The 19,872-nt window shown below is 67.2% G+C and carries 16 protein-coding genes and 1 pseudogene; 5 read left to right on the top strand and 12 right to left on the bottom strand.

Annotated elements, in window-relative coordinates; genetic code table 11:
• Positions 1–6: 6 nt before the first annotated feature.
• The 4 genes from msrQ to HV783_RS13940 form a co-directional block, all read right to left on the bottom strand.
• On the bottom strand, positions 7–660 hold the full coding sequence (gene msrQ / locus HV783_RS13955) for a protein-methionine-sulfoxide reductase heme-binding subunit MsrQ (protein WP_175189337.1): 654 nt from the start codon (positions 658–660) through the stop codon (positions 7–9).
• Positions 657–1,622 (bottom strand): protein-methionine-sulfoxide reductase catalytic subunit MsrP, encoded by a 966-nt coding sequence (gene msrP / locus HV783_RS13950; protein ID WP_054501565.1) that lies wholly within the window; start codon positions 1,620–1,622, stop codon positions 657–659. The genes msrQ and msrP overlap by 4 nt, the downstream gene beginning before the upstream one ends.
• Positions 1,623–1,780: 158 nt before the next feature.
• A complete protein-coding gene (locus HV783_RS13945) occupies positions 1,781–2,446 on the bottom strand; it encodes an HAD family hydrolase (protein ID WP_054501566.1) in 666 nt (221 codons plus the stop codon).
• Position 2,447: 1 nt separating this feature from the next.
• Positions 2,448–3,413, bottom strand: a complete 966-nt coding sequence (locus tag HV783_RS13940) for an RluA family pseudouridine synthase (RefSeq protein ID WP_100505113.1) — start codon at positions 3,411–3,413, stop codon at positions 2,448–2,450.
• Between the two features lie 508 nt (positions 3,414–3,921).
• Between HV783_RS13940 and HV783_RS13935 the strand changes: the two genes are divergently transcribed.
• Positions 3,922–6,966 carry an Rne/Rng family ribonuclease gene (locus HV783_RS13935; protein ID WP_175189336.1) on the top strand — a complete coding sequence of 1,015 codons (3,045 nt, stop codon included), beginning with the start codon at positions 3,922–3,924 and terminating at the stop codon, positions 6,964–6,966.
• A gap of 188 nt (positions 6,967–7,154) precedes the next feature.
• On the opposite strand, the gene HV783_RS13930 is transcribed toward HV783_RS13935, so the two are convergent.
• The 5 genes from HV783_RS13930 to argE all read right to left on the bottom strand — a co-directional run bounded on the left by HV783_RS13930 (position 7,155) and on the right by argE (position 12,274).
• Positions 7,155–7,703: an acyloxyacyl hydrolase gene (locus HV783_RS13930; protein ID WP_054501568.1), complete on the bottom strand. Its 549-nt coding sequence runs from the start codon at positions 7,701–7,703 to the stop codon at positions 7,155–7,157.
• 269 nt (positions 7,704–7,972) lie between these two features.
• Positions 7,973–8,851: an acetyl-CoA carboxylase, carboxyltransferase subunit beta gene (gene accD, locus HV783_RS13925; RefSeq protein WP_049072142.1), complete on the bottom strand. Its 879-nt coding sequence runs from the start codon at positions 8,849–8,851 to the stop codon at positions 7,973–7,975.
• A 37-nt stretch (positions 8,852–8,888) separates the two neighbouring features.
• The gene (trpA, locus tag HV783_RS13920; RefSeq protein ID WP_054501569.1) at positions 8,889–9,755 is read right to left on the bottom strand and encodes a tryptophan synthase subunit alpha; all 867 of its coding nucleotides are present in this window, start codon (positions 9,753–9,755) and stop codon (positions 8,889–8,891) included.
• Between the two features lies 1 nt (position 9,756).
• Positions 9,757–10,956, bottom strand: a complete 1,200-nt coding sequence (trpB, locus tag HV783_RS13915; RefSeq protein WP_064526737.1) for a tryptophan synthase subunit beta — start codon at positions 10,954–10,956, stop codon at positions 9,757–9,759.
• Positions 10,957–11,122: 166 nt separating this feature from the next.
• Positions 11,123–12,274: an acetylornithine deacetylase gene (argE, locus tag HV783_RS13910; protein ID WP_026382580.1), complete on the bottom strand. Its 1,152-nt coding sequence runs from the start codon at positions 12,272–12,274 to the stop codon at positions 11,123–11,125.
• Positions 12,275–12,407: 133 nt separating this feature from the next.
• Between argE and HV783_RS13905 the strand changes: the two genes are divergently transcribed.
• Positions 12,408–13,721, top strand: coding sequence for an MFS transporter (locus HV783_RS13905; RefSeq protein WP_175167580.1), 1,314 nt, complete (start codon positions 12,408–12,410; stop codon positions 13,719–13,721).
• Between the two features lie 120 nt (positions 13,722–13,841).
• On the opposite strand, the pseudogene HV783_RS13900 reads toward HV783_RS13905, so the two are convergent.
• Positions 13,842–16,129, bottom strand: a pseudogene (locus tag HV783_RS13900) (RelA/SpoT family protein).
• Between the two features lie 108 nt (positions 16,130–16,237).
• Here HV783_RS13900 and HV783_RS13895 point away from each other — a divergent pair.
• Both HV783_RS13895 and HV783_RS13890 read left to right on the top strand, forming a co-directional pair.
• A complete protein-coding gene (locus tag HV783_RS13895) occupies positions 16,238–17,071 on the top strand; it encodes a M90 family metallopeptidase (RefSeq protein ID WP_175189353.1) in 834 nt (277 codons plus the stop codon).
• A complete protein-coding gene (locus HV783_RS13890; protein ID WP_175189335.1) occupies positions 17,068–17,577 on the top strand; it encodes a flavodoxin family protein in 510 nt (169 codons plus the stop codon). Before HV783_RS13895 ends, HV783_RS13890 begins: the two co-directional genes overlap by 4 nt.
• A gap of 164 nt (positions 17,578–17,741) precedes the next feature.
• On the opposite strand, the gene HV783_RS13885 is transcribed toward HV783_RS13890, so the two are convergent.
• Entirely contained in the window at positions 17,742–18,095 is a 354-nt protein-coding gene (locus HV783_RS13885; protein ID WP_006389266.1) for a RidA family protein, read from the bottom strand.
• A gap of 78 nt (positions 18,096–18,173) precedes the next feature.
• The gene (pncB, locus tag HV783_RS13880) at positions 18,174–19,349 is read right to left on the bottom strand and encodes a nicotinate phosphoribosyltransferase (RefSeq protein WP_049072128.1); all 1,176 of its coding nucleotides are present in this window, start codon (positions 19,347–19,349) and stop codon (positions 18,174–18,176) included.
• A 157-nt stretch (positions 19,350–19,506) separates the two neighbouring features.
• Between pncB and fdxA the strand changes: the two genes are divergently transcribed.
• Complete coding sequence (gene fdxA / locus HV783_RS13875; RefSeq protein ID WP_006389264.1) at positions 19,507–19,830, top strand: ferredoxin FdxA; 324 nt, start codon at positions 19,507–19,509, stop codon at positions 19,828–19,830.
• The last annotated feature ends 42 nt before the right edge of the window (positions 19,831–19,872 follow it).

The raw sequence follows: 19,872 nt of genomic DNA, 5'->3' as shown, positions 1-19,872 counted from the left end.
TGCCGCTCAGGCCCCGCGACGGCGCCACCAGGCGGCCAGCCGCCAGCCCAGCAGCAGCGCCAGCACCGAGGCATACAGGATCGGCTCTGACAGGTCGTTCTTGCCGGCCTTGTGCCACCAGTAATGCAGCACCGCCAGCAGGCCGATCAGGTAGATGGCGCGGTGCAGTTGCTGCCAGCGCCTGCCCATCTTGCGCATGGCCCACTGGGTGGAGGTGGCCGCCAACGCCGTCATCAGCACGAACGCGGCGAATCCCACGGTAATGAAGGGCCGCTCGCCGATGTCCTGCAACATGGCGGCCGGATCGAAGCCGCGGTCCCACCAGACCCAGGCCATGAAATGCATGGCGCCATAGAAGAACGCGAACAGGCCACACATGCGGCGCAGGCGCACCAGCGCCGGCTGCCCGGTCAGGCGCCGTAGCGGCGTGATCGCCAGCGTCACGAGCAGGCACACCAGCGTCCAGGTGCCCGACGAGCGCGTCAGGAATTCCACGGGATTGGCGGTCAGCCCATTGGTGAAGCCCAACCAGAGCCAGCGCGCGAACGGCGCCAGGCCCAACAGGAACAGCCAGGGCTTGACGCGCCCGACAGCCCGCGCCGACCACTGGGGCTTGCGCGCCGGGGCCGCGCCAGCACTCTCGGCCACGGGCGGTTTCAATAGTTGGCCTTCAAATCCATGCCCTGGTAGAGCGACGCAACCTGCTCGGCATAGCCGTTGAACATCAAGGTCTTGCGCTTGGGCGAGAACAGGCCGTCCTCGCCAATGCGGCGCTCGGTGGCCTGGCTCCAGCGCGGATGCGGCACGGTGGGATTGACGTTGGCGTAGAAGCCGTATTCCTGCGGCGCGGCCTTGATCCATGAGGAGACGGGCTGCTTTTCCACCAGACGGATCTTGACCAGCGACTTGCCCGACTTGAAGCCGTACTTCCAGGGCACGGCCAGCCGCAGGGGCGCACCATTCTGGTTGGGCAGCACCTTGCCGTAAACGCCAAACACCAGCATGGCCAGCGGGTGCATGGCCTCGTCGATGCGCAGGCCCTCGATGTAGGGCCAGTCGAGGATGGCGGCGCGCACGCCCGGCATGTTCTCGCGCTGCACGGCGGTCACGAATTCCACGTACTTGGCATTGCCGGTGGGCTCGACCTGTTTGAGCAGCGCCGACAGCGAATAGCCGATCCAGGGAATCACCATGGACCACCCCTCGACGCAGCGCAGCCGATAAACGCGCTCTTCCATCGGCGCGAGCTTGAGTAGTTCGTCGATATCGAAGGTGCGCGGCTTGCCGACCTCGCCCTCGACGCTGACCGTCCAGGGCCGGGTCTGCAGCTTGCCGGCGTTGGACGCGGGCTCGCCCTTGTCGACCCCGAATTCATAGTAGTTGTTGTACGACGTGATATCAGCGAAAGACGTCTGCTTGTCCATGACGCTGAACGCCGCATTGGGCTGGCCCGCCAGGGCGCCGGCACCGGGGCCCTGGGCGAAGGCGCTGCGCGTCGCCCACGGCAACCCCAACCCCGCCGCCGCCACGCCGGCGCGCAGGATCAGGTCGCGACGCGACCGCCAGACCGCTTCGGTCGTGATGTCGGAAGGAACGATGTCATGGGGCTTGCGTATCAGCATGGGAATCTCCTAGGGGGCCGGCGCGGCGAGTCGCGTCGCTGCCGCCCCGCTCAAACCGTGGACGTTTCGCGACCCCATGATATTCCGCCGGCGTGGCCGGCGGCGATCCGCAATAGACCGCCTCGCTCTCGCGGCGTTCCCCGGCGCGCCTGCGATCGTCAGGCCGCCGCCGCCAGGGTCCGGCTGAGCAGCCAGTCGCGCACCAGCGGCACGCTATCCAGCACCGCCTGCGGACCACAACCCTCAAGTTCCTTCAGGGTATGCGCACCGTAGGTCACGCCCAGGCCATGCACGCCGGCATTGGTCGCCATCTGCATGTCGTGAGAAGTGTCGCCCACCATCACCACGCGGGCCGGATCGACGTCCAGCTCGCTCATCAACTCGTGCAGCATGGCCGGATGCGGCTTGCTGAAGGTCTCGTCGGCGGTGCGGGTGGCGTCAAACATGGGGCCCAGGCCGGTCGCGGCCAGGGCGCGGGTCAGGCCCACCCGGCTCTTGCCGGTGGCCACGGCCAGGCGCACGTCGCGCTCGGCCAGCGCCGTCAACAACTCGGGAATGCCATCGAAAAGGCGCAATTCTGGATCGCGCAGCAGGTAATGGGTGCGGTAGCGCTCCAGGAAGCGCGGCAGCATCGCCTGGGTCAATTGGGGCACGGCGCGGCGCAGCGCGCTTTCCAGCGACAGGCCGATGACCCAGCTGGCGTCGGAGGCCGATGGCACCGGCAGCTCCAGGTCGCGACAGGCCCCCTGGATGGCGGCCACGATGCTGTGCGTGGAATCCATGAGGGTTCCATCCCAGTCAAAAACGACCAGCGAATACGACATATCAGACCGACTCCAGTTGTTTCAGTATTTTCCGACAGGCGGGCGGCAGTTCGGCCGTCAGCGTCATCGGCTCCCCCGTCAACGGGTGATTCAGCGTCAATTGATGGGCATGCAGGAACATGCGACCAAAACCCATGCGCGAGAACTCGGCGCGGACCTCGTCATGGCCATACTTGTCGTCGCCCACGATGGGAAAGCCGCTGGCCGCCAGGTGCACGCGGATCTGGTGGGTACGCCCGGTGCGCAGCTCGGCGTCCACCAGGCTGTAGCGGCCGAAGCGCTGCTTGAGCGTGATGATGGTGTGGGCGGTCTGGCCGTCGGGATCGACCTTGACGCGGCGCTCGCCCGACTGGGTGGTCCATTTGGACAGCGACAGCTTGATGTGCTGGCGGTCGTTGACCCAGTCGCCCTCGACCAGCGCGTAATAGTGCTTGTCGCTGCGCCCCTCGCGCAGCATGGCGTGCAGGGCCAGCAGCGCGCTGCGCTTCTTGGCGACCATCAGCAGGCCAGAGGTTTCGCGGTCGAGCCGGTGCACCAGTTCCAGGAACTTGGCCTCGGGGCGGGCGGCGCGCAGTTGCTCGATCACGCCGAAGGAAACGCCGCTGCCGCCGTGGACCGCCACACCGGCGGGCTTGTCCACCACCAGCATCGCGTCATCCTCGAACACCACCGGGAATTCGGCGGCCGGCACCGGTTTGGGCTTGCCAGGGTCGGGCAGGCGCAGCGGCGGAATGCGGACCATATCGCCTTCCGCGACCCGATAGTCCACCGAGATGCGTCCCTTGTTTACCCGGACCTCGCCGCCGCGGATGGCCTTATAGATATGGGTTTTGGGGACGCCCTTGCACAGGCGCATCAGGTAGTTATCCAGGCGCTGGCCGGCATGCTCGGCGCCCACTTCCACCATGCGGACGGAGGGGGTGGCCATAGGGGAGGAAGTTTCTTTGCGCATTGCGGAAAGCGACATATAATCGGGACAGCCTTAAGGGGCTGAATCAGCCGCTGGCGTAGAGATGCAACTCAAGTACGCAACTCCGTCGAGCGCGTGGGCCGCCATTGTACTGCCTGCTCATTCAACCCCTGGGTCATTTGGTCGCCGGCGCAACCGCGCCCTGCCGGATAGTGGTGTGGCATTCATTTTGCCCGCTGTCCCAGCAGGTCCGTTGCCTGCCGCAAGCGGCTTGAAGCACTGCAAGAATCGTCGCATATTTAAAGCACCAGCTGCGCGTCGGCAACCAATCCGGCCGCAACTGCCGTTCACAGCACATTTCCGTCAAACCACATTCAGTGAAGCTGACCCTCCTGCTGAAAGAACCCCGTGCCCCACGGCACGACGTGCCCGCCTGACCCGCGGCGGATACGCCTGGGCGCCGCCCAGGTACGGTCCGCATCTTCTTGCCCGCTTCAGCCGCAGCCCGAGTGGCCCGAGGTCACGCGCCGATATCGGCGCGTCATGACAACGGAGAAACCCTCTCATGAAGCGCATGCTGTTCAATGCGACGCACCAGGAAGAATTACGCGTCGCTATCGTCGATGGGCAAAAACTCATCGACCTCGACATCGAGACTGCCGGCCGCGAACAACGCAAAGGCAACATCTACAAAGGTGTCATCACCCGGATCGAACCCGGCCTCGAAGCCTGCTTCGTCAACTACGGCGAAGACCGCCACGGCTTTCTTCCCTTCAAGGAAGTGGCCCGCAGCTTCTTCAAGGAAGGCGTCGACGTCCGCACCGCCCGCATCCAGGACGCCCTGCGCGAAGGCCAGGAACTGATCGTCCAGGTTGAAAAGGAAGAGCGCGGCAACAAGGGCGCCGCCCTGACCACGTTCATCTCGCTGGCCGGCCGCTACCTGGTCCTGATGCCCAACAACCCCCGTGGCGGTGGCGTTTCGCGCCGCGTCGAGGGCGAGGACCGCCAGGAACTGCGCGACACGATGGAGCAGCTCGAACTGCCCCAGGGCATGAGCATCATCGCCCGCACCGCCGGCATCGGCCGCAACGTCGAAGAACTGCAATGGGACTTGTCGTACCTGTTGCAGCTCTGGACCGCCATCGACGGCGCCGCGCGCGACAACTCCGCGCCCATCCTGATCTACCTGGAATCGAGCCTGGTCATCCGCGCCATCCGCGATTACTTCTCGCCCGAGATCGGCGAGATCCTGATCGACACGGACGAGATCGCCGACCAGGCCACCGCGTTCATGAGCGTGGTGATGCCGGACAACGTCCAGCGCGTGAAGCGCTACCGCGACGACATCCCGCTGTTCTCGCGCTTCCAGATCGAACACCAGATCGAAACGGCCTACTCGCGCACGGTCACGCTGCCCTCGGGCGGCGCCATCGTCATCGACCACACCGAAGCGCTGGTGTCCGTGGACGTCAACTCGGCCCGCTCGACCCGTGGCGCCGACATCGAGGAAACCGCCCTGCGGACCAACTCGGAAGCCGCCGACGAAGTGGCCCGCCAACTGCGCTTGCGCGACCTGGGCGGCCTGATCGTCATCGACTTCATCGACATGGAAGACAGCAAGAACCAGCGCGCCGTCGAACAGCGCCTGCGTGATGCCCTCCATTTCGACCGCGCCCGCGTCCAGATGGGCAAGATCTCGCGCTTCGGCCTGATGGAACTGTCGCGCCAGCGCCTGCGTCCGGCCCTGAACGAAGGCTCGCACATCACCTGCCCGCGCTGCAACGGCACCGGCGTGATCCGCGACGCCGAATCGAGCGCCCTGCACGTCCTGCGCCTGCTGCAGGAAGAAGCCATGAAGGAAAACACCGCGGCGGTCCACGCCCAGGTGCCGGTCGACGTGGCGACCTACCTGCTGAACGAAAAGCGCGCCGACATCACCAAGATGGAAGCCCGCCTGAAGGTCAACCTGGTGCTGATCCCCAACAAGCACCTGGAAACCCCGCATCACCACATCGAGCGCCTGCGCCACGACGATCCGCGCCTGGAAGAAGTGAAGACCAGCTTCGAGCTGGTCGAGGCTCCCGCCACCGACGCCCCCTGGCAGCCGCGCGAAAGCGAGATCAAGGCCCGTCCGGAGGCGCTGGTCAAGGGCATCACGCCTTCGCAGCCGGCCCCCATGTCGACCCCTGCCCCGGCGCCCGCCCCCGCGGCCGCGCCGGCGCAATCGGGCGGCCCCAGCCTGCTCAAGCGCCTGTTCGGCTGGCTGACCGGCAACAGCGAGCCCGCCAAGGCCGCGCCCGCCGCCCAGGAAGAGACCAGCGCCAAGCGCGCCGCGTCGCCGGCCCGCGGCAAGGGCCGCAGCGGCCACGATGGCCAGGAACGCCGCGGCGAACGCCACGGCTCCGACCGCAACCGCAACCGTCGCGGTGAGTCCCGCGCCGAAGGCGCCGAGGGCAGCGAAGGCGGCCGTCCGCACATTCGCGGCAACCGCCGCCCCGAAGGCGAACGTGGTGAACGCCAGGAACGCGGCGAGCGTCACAACCGCAACGAGCGTGGCGAACGCGATCAGGCCATGCAAGCCGCGCAAGCCTCGAACCGCCCCGACATCGCGCCGGAAGCCGCTGGCGATGATGCCGGCGCCGGTCGCAACCGCCGTCGCGGCCGTGGCCGCAACCGCCGCGAGGAAGGCCAGGCCGACGCGCCGATGAGCGAGCAGGAAAGCATGGTCGCCGCGCTGGCCCAGTCGGTCGCCACCGCGCTGCCTGAAGCCAAGCAGCCCGCCGACGCCCAGGCCGAAGCGGCCGAAGCCGTCGAGCAGACCGCCGATGGCGTGCCCGCCGTCGAAGGCGCCGAAGCCGGCGCCGACCCGGAACGCAAGCGCCGCCGCCGCCGTAGTCGTCGTGGCCGCCGCAGCCCGGACGAGGCAGGCGTGGCAGGCAGCGACGAGCAACTGGAAGACGGCGCCGAGGAAGACGCCAGCGAGCCCGCCGAGAACGTGACCGCCGCCCCCGCGCCAGTCGCCGCCCCGGTGGCCGCCGCGCCGGCCGAAGCCCCCGCCCCGCAAGCCGAGGCGCCGGCACAGCAAGCCGAAGCCGTCCAGGCTGAGATCACGCCGGCACCGGCCCAGGTCGAACAGGCATCCGCCGCCGCGCACGAACCGCAGGCCCAGCAGCCTGTACAGGCCGCGGCCCCCGAGCCGATCGCCCCGGTGGCTGTCGAGCCCGACAGCGAGGTTTCCGAGCCGGCCGCGCCTGTCGCAACCCCGGTGGAAGCCGCCGCGGTCGAACCCGTGGTGGAACCTGCCGTCACGGCCGCGCCGGTCGAACCGGAAGCCACGCCGGTACCGGTAGCCGCCGCGCCTGTGGCGGCGGCGCCGGCCAGCGCCCAGCCCATCGTGGTGCCGGCGACGGCCCCCTCGGCCAAGGCGCAGGCCCTGCACGAAGTGGTCAACGCCGCCGGCCTGCAGTGGGTGGAAACCGACCCCGAGCGCCACGCGCAGACGCAACTGCGCATCGCCGCGGCGCACACGCCGGTCCGCCTGGGCCGCGAGCGCAAGCCGGTGGCCCCGGTTTCGAACGAACCCCTGGTTCAGGTCGAAACTCGCCACTAAAGGCAAGCCGCGCAAGCAAAAGCCCCCATCGAATGATGGGGGCTTTTTTATTTGCCAGCCGACCACGCCGCCCGGGTATGGCGCCGGAACACACCGGCGGAACATGGCGCCGGGATATGGCGCGAACATGGCCCAAAAAAAAACCCTCGTCACCGAGGGTTTTTTCGTCAGGCCGGATCGCGCCGCGATCAGAACTGGTACGTATAGGTCAGCTGCACCGTGTCCAGGCCGGGATTCGGGCGCTTGATGCTGGCGTTGGAGAAGTGCGAATAGCGCACGCCGATGCGGTTGTTCGGCGTCAACAGGAAACCCAGGCCGACGTGGTCGCCGAACTGGAAGGCGGTGCTGATGTTCTCGTTGGCGAAGCGGGTGCGCGAGAACACGGTGGCGCCGATACCGGCTTCGAGGTAGAAGCGCTCACCCGCCCACCAGCGGAACATCGGGATGGCGTTCAATTGCCACACATTGCTCGGCGAGCGGTCGCCGTCAGCCCACCAGTAAGACACGCCGAGTTCGGGCGTCAGATCCAGGCGGCCCCAGTTGCCGCCGAACTGATAGGTCCACACCGACGGCGTTTCGTAGTTCAGGGTGAAGCGTTGATAGTGGTCGCCCACGCCATAGTGCAGGCTCACGCCGCCCTGCGTACCCTCGGAAGACTGGGCGCTGGCGATGGTCGCGGCGCCGGCGAGGGCCAAACCGACAAGGCGGACAAGCATTTTCTTCTTCGTCGACTGCATTGGGAGCAACTCCGTATTTTGTTGGGATGACATCTCGGCGCAATTCACGAGTGTTATCCAGTACTACAGAACATAGCAAAAACCGGGCCAGAAGGCTCGCAATATGTCGCAATAAGGCAACAGAAATCATGGAAAACATTGTTCCGCCCGGCGCACAAAAAATGACGCTGTCAGAGGGCTGAACAAACGGCCATGAAAAAGCCGCCGGCACAAGTGCGCGGCGGCTTTTTCATCTGCCCCCCCAAGCCCGAAAGCCCGGGGAAACGGGATCAGGCGGCGGTGACGACGTCGGCCGGCTGGTTGGTCAACAGCGCCAGCAGGCGGGCGATTTCCTCTCGCAACTGGCGGCGGTCCACGACCATGTCGATGGCGCCCTTCTGCAGCAGGAACTCGGCGCGCTGGAAGCCTTCGGGCAGCTTCTCGCGCACGGTCTGTTCGATCACGCGCGGACCGGCGAAGCCGATCAGAGCCTTCGGCTCGGCGATGACCACGTCGCCCATGAAGGCGAAGCTGGCGGACACGCCCCCCATGGTGGGATCGGTCAGCACGCTGATGAACGGCAGGCCGGCGGCAGACAGGCGCGTCAGCATGGCGTTGGTCTTGGCCATCTGCATCAGCGACAACAGGCTTTCCTGCATGCGCGCGCCGCCCGAGGCGGCCACGCAGATGAAGGGCGTCTTGTTGTCGAGCGCGGCCTGGGCGCCGCGCGCGAAGCGCTCGCCGACGACCGAGCCCATGGAGCCGCCCATGAACTCGAATTCAAAGCACGCCAGCGTCGCCGGCACGCCGCGAATCGAGCCGCTGACCACCACCAGCGCGTCGGTTTCGCCGGTCTGCTTGACGGCTTCGGCCAGGCGCTCGGGGTACTTGCGGGTGTCCTTGAATTTCAGCGAATCGACCGAGCGCGTGCTCTGGCCGATTTCGACGCGGCCTTCCATGTCGAGCAGCGAGTCGATGCGGGCGCGGGCGCCGATGCGCATGTGGTGATCGCACTTGGGGCAGACGTGCAGGTTGGCCGCCAGGTCTTCGCTGTACAGCACCGTTTCGCACGACGGGCATTTCACCCACAGGCCTTCGGGCACGCGGCGGGCGCCGCTGTCGCTGGTTTTGTTGATGCGAGGCGGCAGGAGTTTTTCGATCCAGCTCATTGTTTGTTCATCCCGTAAGGAAGTCGCGCCAGGCCGCTCAGGCCGACGCGCTCGGTCGTTTTACTTGATCCAGCGCCTGCCGGATGGTGCGCAGCCAGCCGCTGGCGGCGGCGACTGCGGCGTCGGTTTGCTGGGCAGCGGGGGCGTTGGCCACCGCCTGCTCCATGGTTTCAATCAGTTTGCTGCCGATGACGACCGCGTCGGCCACGCGCGCCACGCGCTGCGCGCTATCGGCGTCGCGGATGCCGAAGCCCACGCCTACCGGGATCTCGCGCACATGGCGGCGGATCACCGCCACGCGCTCGGCCACGTCGTCGGTGTTGAGCGAACCGGCTCCCGTCACGCCCTTGAGCGACACATAGTAGACGTAACCGCGCGCCACGGCGGCCACGGCCTGGATACGCGCGTCGGTCGAGGTGGGGGCCAGGAGAAAGATCGGAGCGATGCCATGGCGGCCGAGCGTTCCGGCGAATTCGACCACTTCCTCGGGCGGATAGTCGACCACCAGGACGCCATCCACGCCCGCGGCCTCGGCGCGGCGGGCGAATTCGGCCTGGCCCATGCGTTCGATGGGGTTGGCATAGCCCATCAGCACCACGGGGGTGGCGGTATCGCGCTGGCGGAACTCGGCCACAAGGTCGAGCACGCGGCCCAGGCCCACGCCCTGCGCGATGGCGCGCTCGGCGGCGCGCTGGATCACCGGGCCGTCGGCCATGGGATCGGAGAACGGCACGCCCAGTTCGATGACGTCGGCGCCGGCCTCGACCAGCGCGTGCATCAGGGGAACGGTGGCGGCGGGCGACGGATCGCCGGCCGCGATGTAGGGAATGAGCGCCGCGGCGCGGCCGGATTCGGCGGTGCGCGCAAAGGCGGCGGCAATGCGATCGGAGCGGGTTGTCGTCATATCAGAGTTCGATACCGGCGCGTTCGGCGACGGTATGCATGTCCTTGTCGCCACGGCCCGACAGATTGACCAGGATGACCGCGTCGCGCGGCAGCGTGGCGGCCATCTTAACGGCCTGGGCGATGGCGTGCGAGGACTCCAGCGCCGGCATGATGCCTTCGATGCGGCAGCAATCGTGGAAGGCCTTCAGCGCTTCGTCGTCGGTGATGCCGACGTATTCGGCGCGGCCGGAGTCCTTGAGCCAGGCATGCTCGGGACCGACGCCGGGGTAGTCCAGCCCGGCCGAGACCGAATGCGTTTCCTGGACCTGGCCGTCGGCGTCCTGCATGACGTAGGTGCGGTTGCCGTGCAGCACGCCGACCTGGCCGGCGGCCAGCGACGCGGCATGCTTGCCGCTGTCCATGCCTTCGCCGGCGGCTTCGACGCCGATCAGGCGCACGTTCTCGTAGGGAATGTAGGGATGGAAGATGCCCATGGCGTTGGAGCCGCCGCCGACCGCGGCCACGACGTAGTCGGGCTGGCGGCCGATGGCCTCGGGCATCTGCGTCAGGCATTCATTGCCGATGACGGTCTGGAAATCGCGCACCATGCGGGGGTAGGGGTCGGGGCCCGCCACCGTGCCGATGATGTAGAAGGTGTTCTCGATGTTGGTGACCCAGTCGCGCATGGCTTCGTTGAGCGCGTCCTTCAGGGTGCGCGAGCCGGACGTGACCGGCACCACCGTGGCGCCCAGCAGCTTCATGCGGTAGACGTTGGAGGCCTGGCGACGGACGTCTTCGCTGCCCATGTAGACCACGCATTCCATGCCGTAGCGGGCCGCCACCGTGGCCGTGGCCACGCCATGCTGGCCGGCGCCGGTTTCGGCGATGACACGCGGCTTGCCCATGCGCTTGGCCAGGAGCGCCTGGCCGATGCAGTTGTTGACCTTGTGCGCGCCGGTGTGGTTCAGGTCTTCGCGCTTGAACCAGATCTGGGCGCCGCCCACCAGGTCGGACCAGCGACGGGCGTGGTAGACGGGGCTGGGACGGCCGACGAAATGCTTGAGTTCGTAGTTGAACTCTTCCAGGAAGGCGGGATCGACACGGTAGCGGTCATAGGCGGCACGCAGCTCGTCGAGCGCGTGCATCAGCGTTTCTGCCACGAAAACACCGCCATAAGGGCCGAAATGGCCCTGGGCATCCGGAAAATCGTAAGGTTTCACCAAGCATCTCCCCCGGTATCACGGCCAGCGTTTGCCGCCCGCAAATCCGGTTTGCAACCCGTCATTTTACCTGACGCCGGCCACAGCGGGGGTTGCACCCGAGCCCGCCGGGTACCCCCGGGGGCTCCGGGGAGAATGGCCCGGCCGGTCGCCGCGGTCCGTCGCCTCAGAGCGACTGACCCATGCGGCGCAGGAAGGTCTCGCAGGCGGCCAACTGGTCAAGCGCGACGAACTCGTTGGGCTTGTGCGCCTGCTCGATGTGGCCGGGGCCGCAGACCACCGTGGGAATGCCGATGCCCTGGAACAGGCCGGCTTCGGTGCCATAGGCCACCTTGCGGGTGGCGCGGTCCTCGGTCAGGGCGCGCACCAGTTGGGTGATGGCGGCTTCCTCGGAAGCTTCCAGGGCCGGCGCCGCGGCGCCGGTCTCGATCTCGATGCTGGCGCCGTCGAATTCGGCCTTCATGCGCGGCAAGAGCTCATCGCGCACGTATTTCTCGACTTCCGCCTGGATCTGGTCGGGTTGCATGCCCGGCAGGTTGCGGAATTCATAGGTGAATTCGCACAGTTCGGGAATGGTGTTGACCGCGATGCCGCCGCGGATCTGGTTGGTGGTCATGGTGGAGAACGGCACGTCGTAGAACTGGTCGTACGGGCCGTTGGCCTTGAAGCTGTCGGCCAGGTCGCGGATGCGGCAGATCAGGCGGGCGGCGTATTCGATGGCGTTGCAACCGCGCGGGGTCAGCGACGAGTGCGCCGCCTTGCCGTGCACTTTGCAGCGGAAAAGGTTGATGCCCTTGTGCGCCACCACCACCTGCATGCCGGTGGGTTCGCCCACCACGCAGCCTTCGGGGCGGATGCCGCGCTCGTGCAGGTCGGCCAGCATGTACGGCGCGCCGGCGCAGCCGACTTCCTCGTCGTAGGAGAACGCCAGGTGGATCGGCTTCTTGCGCGGCATGGCCAGGAATTCCGGCACCAGCGCCAGCGAACCGGCAATGAAGCCCTTCATATCGCAACTGCCGCGGCCGTAAAGCAGGCCGTCTTTCTCGACCAGTTTGAACGGATCGGTGCTCCAGTCCTGGCCATCGACCGGCACCACGTCGGTGTGGCCCGACAGGACGATGCCGCCCTGCTGGTTGCCGTCCTGCGCCGGCAGAGTGGCGAACAGGTTGGCCTTGGTGCGCTCGGGATTGTGCGCCAGCCATGCATCGACACCCTGGCCCTTGAGCCAATCACGGACGGTCTCGATGAGGGCAAGATTGGAATTGCGGCTGGTGGTGTCGAAACCGACCAGCGTCTCCAGCCAGGTGCGCGCGTTCATGTAGCAACTCTCTCGGGTAAAAGCAGCAGTGTAAAGCCAGGACGCGTCCGCGTCCCGCCCCCGCGGCCGGCGGGGCGCGTCGCCTGGGCCTAGAATGACGGCCTCACCACAGCAAGCCCCCCAAGGAGAATCCGTGCAGCACAAAGCAGTTCCCACGCGCAACATCGTGGCGGCAGTCATCGGCAATGCCCTCGAATGGTACGACTTCCTGGTGTTCGCGTTCATGACGCCGATCATCTCGAAATTGTTCTTCCCCACCGACCCCAGCGTTCCCGGCAGCGAACTGAACGCGATCCTGATGACCACGGCGATCTTCGGCGTCGGATTCTTCATGCGTCCCGTGGGCGGCATCATCCTCGGCCTGTATGGCGACAAGAAGGGCCGCAAGGCGGCCATGGTGCTGGTGACCTCGCTGATGGCGGTGTCCATCGCCCTGATCACCGTGGCCCCCACCTATCACGCGGCCGGCATCCTGGCCCCCATCTTCATCCTGATCGCGCGACTGCTGCAGGGCTTCTCGGCCGGCGGCGAGTTCGGCACCTCGACCGCCCTGCTGATCGAGATGGCGCCCAACGGCAGGCGCGGCTTCTACGGCTCGTGGCAGATGGCCGGGCAGATGCTGGCGCTGCTGCTCGGCGCGGCCTGCGGCACGCTGATCACCGAGTTCTTCACGCAGGAGCAGATCGCGGCCTGGGCCTGGCGCCTGCCGTTCGCGTTCGGCCTGGTGATCGTGCCGATCGCCATCTATATCCGCCGCAACATCGACGAAACCGACGCCTTCAAGCAGATGAAGGAAGACGAGCGCCAGGCCGCCGCCCGCGGCGAGGTGCAGCGCCTGAGCCTGGGCGAGATGGTGCGCGCCCACACGCGCGAAACCTTGATCGGCGTGGGGCTGGTGGTGACGGCGACGGTGTCGATCTACATCACTTTCACCTACCTGGTGACCTACTCGACGCAGATCCTGAAGCTGCCGCTGAACCAGACCTTCCTGGTGCAGATGGCGGGCGCGGCGCTGATGGTGCTGCTGACGCCGTTCATGGGCGCCTGGTCCGACCGCATCGGCCGCCGCCCGCTGGTGATCGGTTCGCTGATCGGCTATCTGCTGGTGCTGTACCCGCTGTATCACTGGCTGTCGGACGCGCCGTCGATCGGCCGCCTGCTGACCGTGCAGATCGTGGTCTGCGTGTTCGTGTCGGCCTTCTTCGGCGTGTTCAGCACCGTCATGGCGGAGCTGTTCCCGGCGCGGGTGCGCTCGGTGGGTCTGTCGCTGGCCTATAACGTGGCGGTGATGATCTTTGGCGGTTTTGCCCAGTTCATCGTGACCTGGCTGATCAAGACCACCGGTTCGCCGATGGCGCCGGCCTACTACGTGATGTTCGGCGTGGCGCTGGGGCTGGTGGCGTCGTTCTTCATGCGCGAACGCGCCCACGAGAACCTGGATCGCTGATATTCCCGGGCCGCGATGGGCCCGGGTGGTCCATTGCGGGGCGCCCCGGGCAACGGCCATGCATGGGCGCCCTCTTCCGAGCCGCCCGTCCCCGGGGCGGCCCATCTTGCGCGTCGCAGGCTAGCGGCGCACCGCCGACGATACGCCCGGCACTTCGGCCAGCGCATCCAGCGCGCGCGCCAGCGATTCGCCGCCGCGCACTTCGACCGTGAACACCATATGGGCCAGCGACTGCCGGCTCTGGGTGTTCACGCCCACCACATTCAAGCGCAGGCGCGCGAACACTTCGGACAGGTCGCGCAGCAGGCCGGAGCGGTCGTGCGCGCGCACGCTGATGTCGACCGGATAGAACGTGTCCGCGGGGGTCTCGCCCCAGGCCACCTCGATCACCCGCTCGGGCTCGCGCGCGGCCAGCGCCAGGTAGCTGTGGCAGTCGCTGCGGTGGATCGACACCCCGCGCCCGCGCGTCACGAAGCCGGCGATGGCATCGGGCGGCGCGGGCCGGCAGCAGCGCGCCAACTGCGTCAGCAGCGAGCCCACGCCCACCACCAGCACCCCGCTCTTGCCGCTTTTCTCGGCGCTGCCGGCGCTGGCGTGGCGCAGCGCGGCCGGTTGCGGCTCGGCGGCGGGCGCCGGCTGCTGGAACACGGCGTCGATCTGGCGCAGGCTGAATTCTTCCTTGGCCGCCGCCACATACAGGTCGTCCGCGCGAGCGAAACCGAGGTTCTGCGCCAGTTGTTTCAGGTTGACGGCGGTCTTGCCGAGCCGCTGCAGTTCCTTTTCGACCAGCGCCTGGCCTTGCGTGATGCGCTGCTGCAGTTCGATGGCGTTGAACCACATGCGCACCTTGGCGCGCGGGCGCGCGGACTGGCGAGGAAACCGAGTTGCGGGTTGAGCCAGTCGCGCGACGGGCCGCCCGACTTGGCCGAGATGATCTCGACCGTCTGGCCGGTCGCCAGGCGCGTCTGCAGGGGCACCATCTGGCCATCGACCCGCGCCCCGCGGCAGCGGTGGCCCAGGTCGGTGTGCAGGTGATAGGCGAAGTCGACCGGCGTGGCGCCGGCCGGCAACTCGATCACGCGCGCCTGCGGGGTCAGCACGTAGATGCGTTCGTCCGTCGGCGTGGGCGCGGCGGCATGGCGGCTCTTGCCCGGGCCCGACTTGGCGGCGGACTTGGCCGCGTCGGGCTTGTCGGCGACGGGCGCCTCGCCCGCCTCGACATCGCTGTTCCAGGCCAGCAACTGGCGCATCCAGGCCAGTTGCCGGTCGTATTCGCTGGACGCCGCCACCTGCCCGCCCTTGGCGCCCGCTTCCTTGTAGCGCCAGTGCGCGGCCATGCCGTACTCGGCGAACTGGTGCATTTCGCGGGTGCGGATCTGCACCTCGAACGGCCGGCCGTCATCGTCCGCCACCACCGTGTGCAGCGAACGGTAGCCGTTGGGCTTGGGCCGCGAAATGTAGTCGTCGAACTCGTCGGACAGCGGCGTCCACATCTCGTGCACCATGCCCAGCGCCATGTAACAGGCGCGCACGTCGTCGACGATGATGCGCAGCGCGCGCAGATCGTACATCTGCGAGAAATCCAGGCGCTTGACCCGCATCTTGTTCCAGATGCTGTAGATGTGCTTGGGCCGGCCGCTGACCTCGGCTTCGATGCCATGTTTGGCCAGCGCCGTCTGCAGGCGCTCGATGGCGCCGGCGATGAAGGCTTCGCGCTCGACCCGCTTTTCCTCGAGCAGGCGGGCGATCTGCTTGTAGCGGTCGGGTTCCAGGAAGCGGAACGCCAGGTCTTCCATTTCCCACTTGATCTGCCAGATGCCCAGGCGGTTGGCCAGCGGCGCGTACAGGTCGAGGGTCTCGCGGGCGAAGTCGGTCGAACAGGGGGTCTTGCTTTCGGCGTGCCAGCGCAGGGTCCGCAGGCGCGAGGCCAGGCGCATCAGCACGATGCGCAGGTCGGCCGCCATGGCCAGCAGCATCTTGCGCTGCATTTCCTTCTGCGAGCCGGTCTCCGCTGCCGCGTCGCTGGCCTGGCGCGCCACCACGCCCAACCGCAGCAGGGCCCGGGTGCCCTGCACCAGGCGGGCGACCTCGGCGCCGAAGGCGGTGGCGACCGGGTCGTTGCGCAGCGCGGGAGCCGGCGCGGTCAGGTCGGTCGGCAGGGCCGCCAGCAGGGCCGCCGCGCGCGTGGCCGCATCGGTATGCAGGCCCGCCAGGATCCGCGCCACGCCGGCGCCGTGCGAGGCCAGCGGTTCGCCCGTCAGGGCCTGCTGGCCCTCGAAACGGGGAACCGACCAGGCCACCGCCTGGTCGATAAGCGCAAGGCCATCGGCGTCGAGGCCCGCCCCCGCCTCCTGTCGCCAGGAAGCGTCGAAAGGCGAAGGCGCATCAGGAACGGGCGGGGCGGACATCGCGGGCGTATTGCGGTTACGGTAATCGAGGATTCCGACACTCTACACTAGGAATCAATGCTGAAAACCCCGGCCAACGCCGGGCACATATTCAAGGAACCCAAGCTTATGTTGCGCTGGCTCAAGGGCCGGGGCGCGCGCGCCGCCGAGGTGGCGCAGATGCGGGCCCGGATCGCACCCGACCTCTGGCGGCAGGTGCTGGACGCCCACCCCTTCCTGGCGGCGCTGGACGCCGACGAATCCGCGCAGTTGCTGGCGCGCTCGGCCTGGCTGCTGGCCAGCAAGACGATCAATGGCGCGCAGGGGCTGGAAGTGACCGACTTCATGCGGCTGTCGATCGCGGCCCAGGCCAGCCTGCCGATCCTGAGCCTGACGCCCGCGCTGTACGAGGGCTGGGAGGAGATCATCGTGTACCCCGCGGGCTTTCGCATCCCGCGCAAGCAGATGGACGAGGACGGCGTGATGCACGAATACCTGGAAGACGCCGCCGGCGAGGCCTGGGACGGCGGCCCGCTGGTGCTGTCCTGGGAGGACACGCAGTTGTCCGAAGGCGGCTTCAACGTGGTGATCCATGAGTTCGCGCACAAACTCGACCTGCAATCGGGCTTTGCCGACGGCATGCCGTCGCTGGCGGCGCACGGCGATATCAAGCCGCGCGAATGGCGCCGCATCCTGGACGACAGCCTGGATCGCTTCATCGCCGCGGTCGACGCGGTGGAGGCCGCCATTCCGCATGACGTCGATCCGGAAAGCGCCGAGGCCGACGCCTGGTACGGGCGCTTGCCACTCGACCCTTACGCCGCCACCGACGAAGCCGAGTTCTTCGCCGTCAGCTCCGAGCACTTCTTCGTCGATCCCCACCCGATGGCCGAGGCGCTGCCGGAATGGTTCGGCCTGCTGCGGGCCTATTACCGCCAGGATCCCCTGGCGCGCTACGCATGAAACGGCTGCTGATCGTGTGGCATTCCCGCACCGGCGCGGCCCGCCAGATGGCCGAGGCCGCCGCCCGGGGCGCGGCCGCGGCGGCGGCGCTGCTGGAACAGCCGGACGATCTGGCGGTGACCCTGCGCCGCGCCGCGGACGCCGGGGTGGACGAGGTGCTGGCCAGCGATGGCCTGCTGTTCTGCGCGCCGGAGAACCTGGCCAGCCTGAGCGGTGAAATGAAGGAATTCTTCGACCGCTGTTATTACGGCGTGCTGGACCGCATCGCCGGCCGTCCCTACGCCTGCCTGGTCAGCGCCGGCAGCGACGGCGCCGGCGCGGCGCGCCAGGTGGAGCGCATCTGCACCGGCTGGCGCCTGCGGCCCGTGGCGCCGGCCCTGATCGTCAACCTGGGCGCGCAGACGCCGCAACAGATCGCCGCCCCCAAGACCGTGGCCCCGGCTGAGCTGGCGCGCTGTGAGGAGGTCGGTGGCCTGCTCGCCGGCCTGCTGCTGACAGCGGCTTGAGGCAGCCCTGCCGCCGACAGCGGGCCGGCCCAGGTCAGCCGCTGCGCGCTCCATAGCGCCCTCCCTCCCTGGCGGTCGGCGCGCCGTGACGCCACGCGGCGCGTCCAGGAATGAAAAAGCCCCCCGGCCTGCCGGAGGGCTTTTTCATCGCGCGGCCGCGCCAATCAGGCGACGGCGGCGGTGACGACGATCTCGACCTTGAAGTCGGGGTTGGCCAGGCGGGCCTCGACGGTGGCGCGCGGGGGCGAGTTGCCGTCGGCGACCCAGGCGTCCCAGGCCTTGTTCATGCCGTCGAATTCCTTCATGTTGGCCACGTAGATCTGGGCCATCAGGATCTTGGTCTTGTCGGTGCCGGCTTCGGCCAGCAGGCGGTCGATGGTGGCGAGCACTTGCTCGGTCTGGCCGGTGATGTCCAGCGTGGAATCGTCCGGCACCTGGCCCGCCAGGTACGCGACGCCGTTGTAGACGGCCATGTCCGACAGGCGCTTGGCGACGTGGAAGCGCTTGATGCTGCTCATGAATATTCCCCTAATGACGAGTTGCGGGTTGAACAATGCGAAGAATGGCGAACTTTACCCTGCCCGGGCCGAGGCCCGCTAGGCGGGCGGCAGTTGGAACACCTGGCGCAGATAGGCCAGGTAGGCGGGATCGTCGCACATGGTCTTCTCAGGCGCGTCGGACACCTTGGCCACCGGCTGGCCGTTGCAGCGGACCATTTTCATGACGATCTGCAGCGGTTCGTGGCCCAGGTCGTTGGTCAGGTTGGTGCCGATGCCGAACGACACCTTGCAACGCCCGGCGAACTGGCGCGCCAGTTCGATGGCGCGCGGGAAGGTCAGCGAATCCGAGAACACCAGCGTCTTGGCGCGCGGGTCGACGCGGTTCTTGCGATAGTGCTCGAGCAAGCGTTCGCCCCAGACGAAGGGATCGCCCGAATCGTGCCGCGCGCCGTCGAACAGCTTGCAGAAATACATGTCGAAGTCGCGCAGGAAGGCGTCCATGCCATAGACGTCCGACAGCGCGATGCCGAGGTCGCCGCGGTATTCCTTGGCCCACACTTCCAGCGCGAACACCTGCGAATCGCGCAGCCGCGGACCGAGCGCCTGGCAGGCCTGCAGGTATTCGTGGCCCATGGTGCCCAGTGGCAGCACCTCGTGCTGCTTGGCCAGCAGCACGTTGCTGGTGCCCGCGAAATGCGGACCCATCTGGGCCTTCATGGTCGAGACGATCTCTTCGTGCCAGACCTTGGAGAAGCGGCGCCGGGTGCCGTATTCGGCCACGCGGAAATCGGCCAGCGCCGGGTCGTCCAGCACCAGATGCATCTTGGATTGCAGGCGCTTGCGGCCCTCGGCCCAATCCGGGTTCTTGCGCGTGTTGCGGAAGTAGACCTCGTTGACGATGGCCAGCACCGGGATCTCGAAGAGAATGGTGTGCAGCCACGGGCCCTTGACCTCGATGCTGATCTCGCCCGGCCCCTCGCCCTCCTGGATGCTGATGCAGCGCTCGGGCAGGTGGAACAGTTCGAGGAAATCGACGAAGTCGCTTTTGATGAAACGCAAGCCGCCCAGATATTTAAGTTCGTCCTCGGTGAAGCGCAACTGGCACAGTTGGTGCACTTCTTCGCGGATTTCATCCAGGTAGGGGCGCAAGTTGACCCCCGGAGTCCGGCATTTGTAACGGTACTCGACCTGGGCAGCGGGAAACTGATGCAGCACCACCTGCATCATGCTGAATTTGTACAGGTCGGTGTCGAGCAGCGAGGTGATTATCATGATTACGCGTATCGTTTCGCGACACCATAGCACAGCGGGGCCCCGCGATACCCCAATGCGCCACGATGTCAACACGGGTATTGGCGGCGGTTTGGCGCCGCATTGGGTAAAATCCGCCCAACAAGACACACATGCCGCCTGCCCGGAGTTCCTGAGAATGACCCACGTAGTCACCGAAAACTGTATCAAGTGCAAGTACACCGATTGCGTCGACGTATGCCCGGTGGACTGTTTTCGTGAGGGTCCGAACTTCCTGGTGATCGACCCCGACGAGTGCATCGACTGTGCCGTGTGCATCCCCGAATGCCCGGCCAACGCCATCTACGCCGAGGAAGACGTGCCGCAGGACCAGCTCAACTTCATCGCCCTGAACGCAGAACTCTCGCCCGAGTTCGCCAGCATCAGCCGCGCCAAGAAGCCGCTGCCCGACGCCGACGAATGGAACGGCAAGCAGGACAAGCTGCAATACCTGGAAAAATAATCCGCGAGCGCGGGGCCGCCAAGGCCTCGCGACGCGCGATGC

It is taken from the genome of Achromobacter dolens, assembly GCF_902859745.1.
Classification (GTDB): Bacteria; Pseudomonadota; Gammaproteobacteria; order Burkholderiales; family Burkholderiaceae_B; genus Achromobacter; species Achromobacter dolens.
The sequence above is the reverse complement of the archived record's forward strand: the minus strand, read 5'-3'. Positions and strand labels throughout refer to the sequence as shown.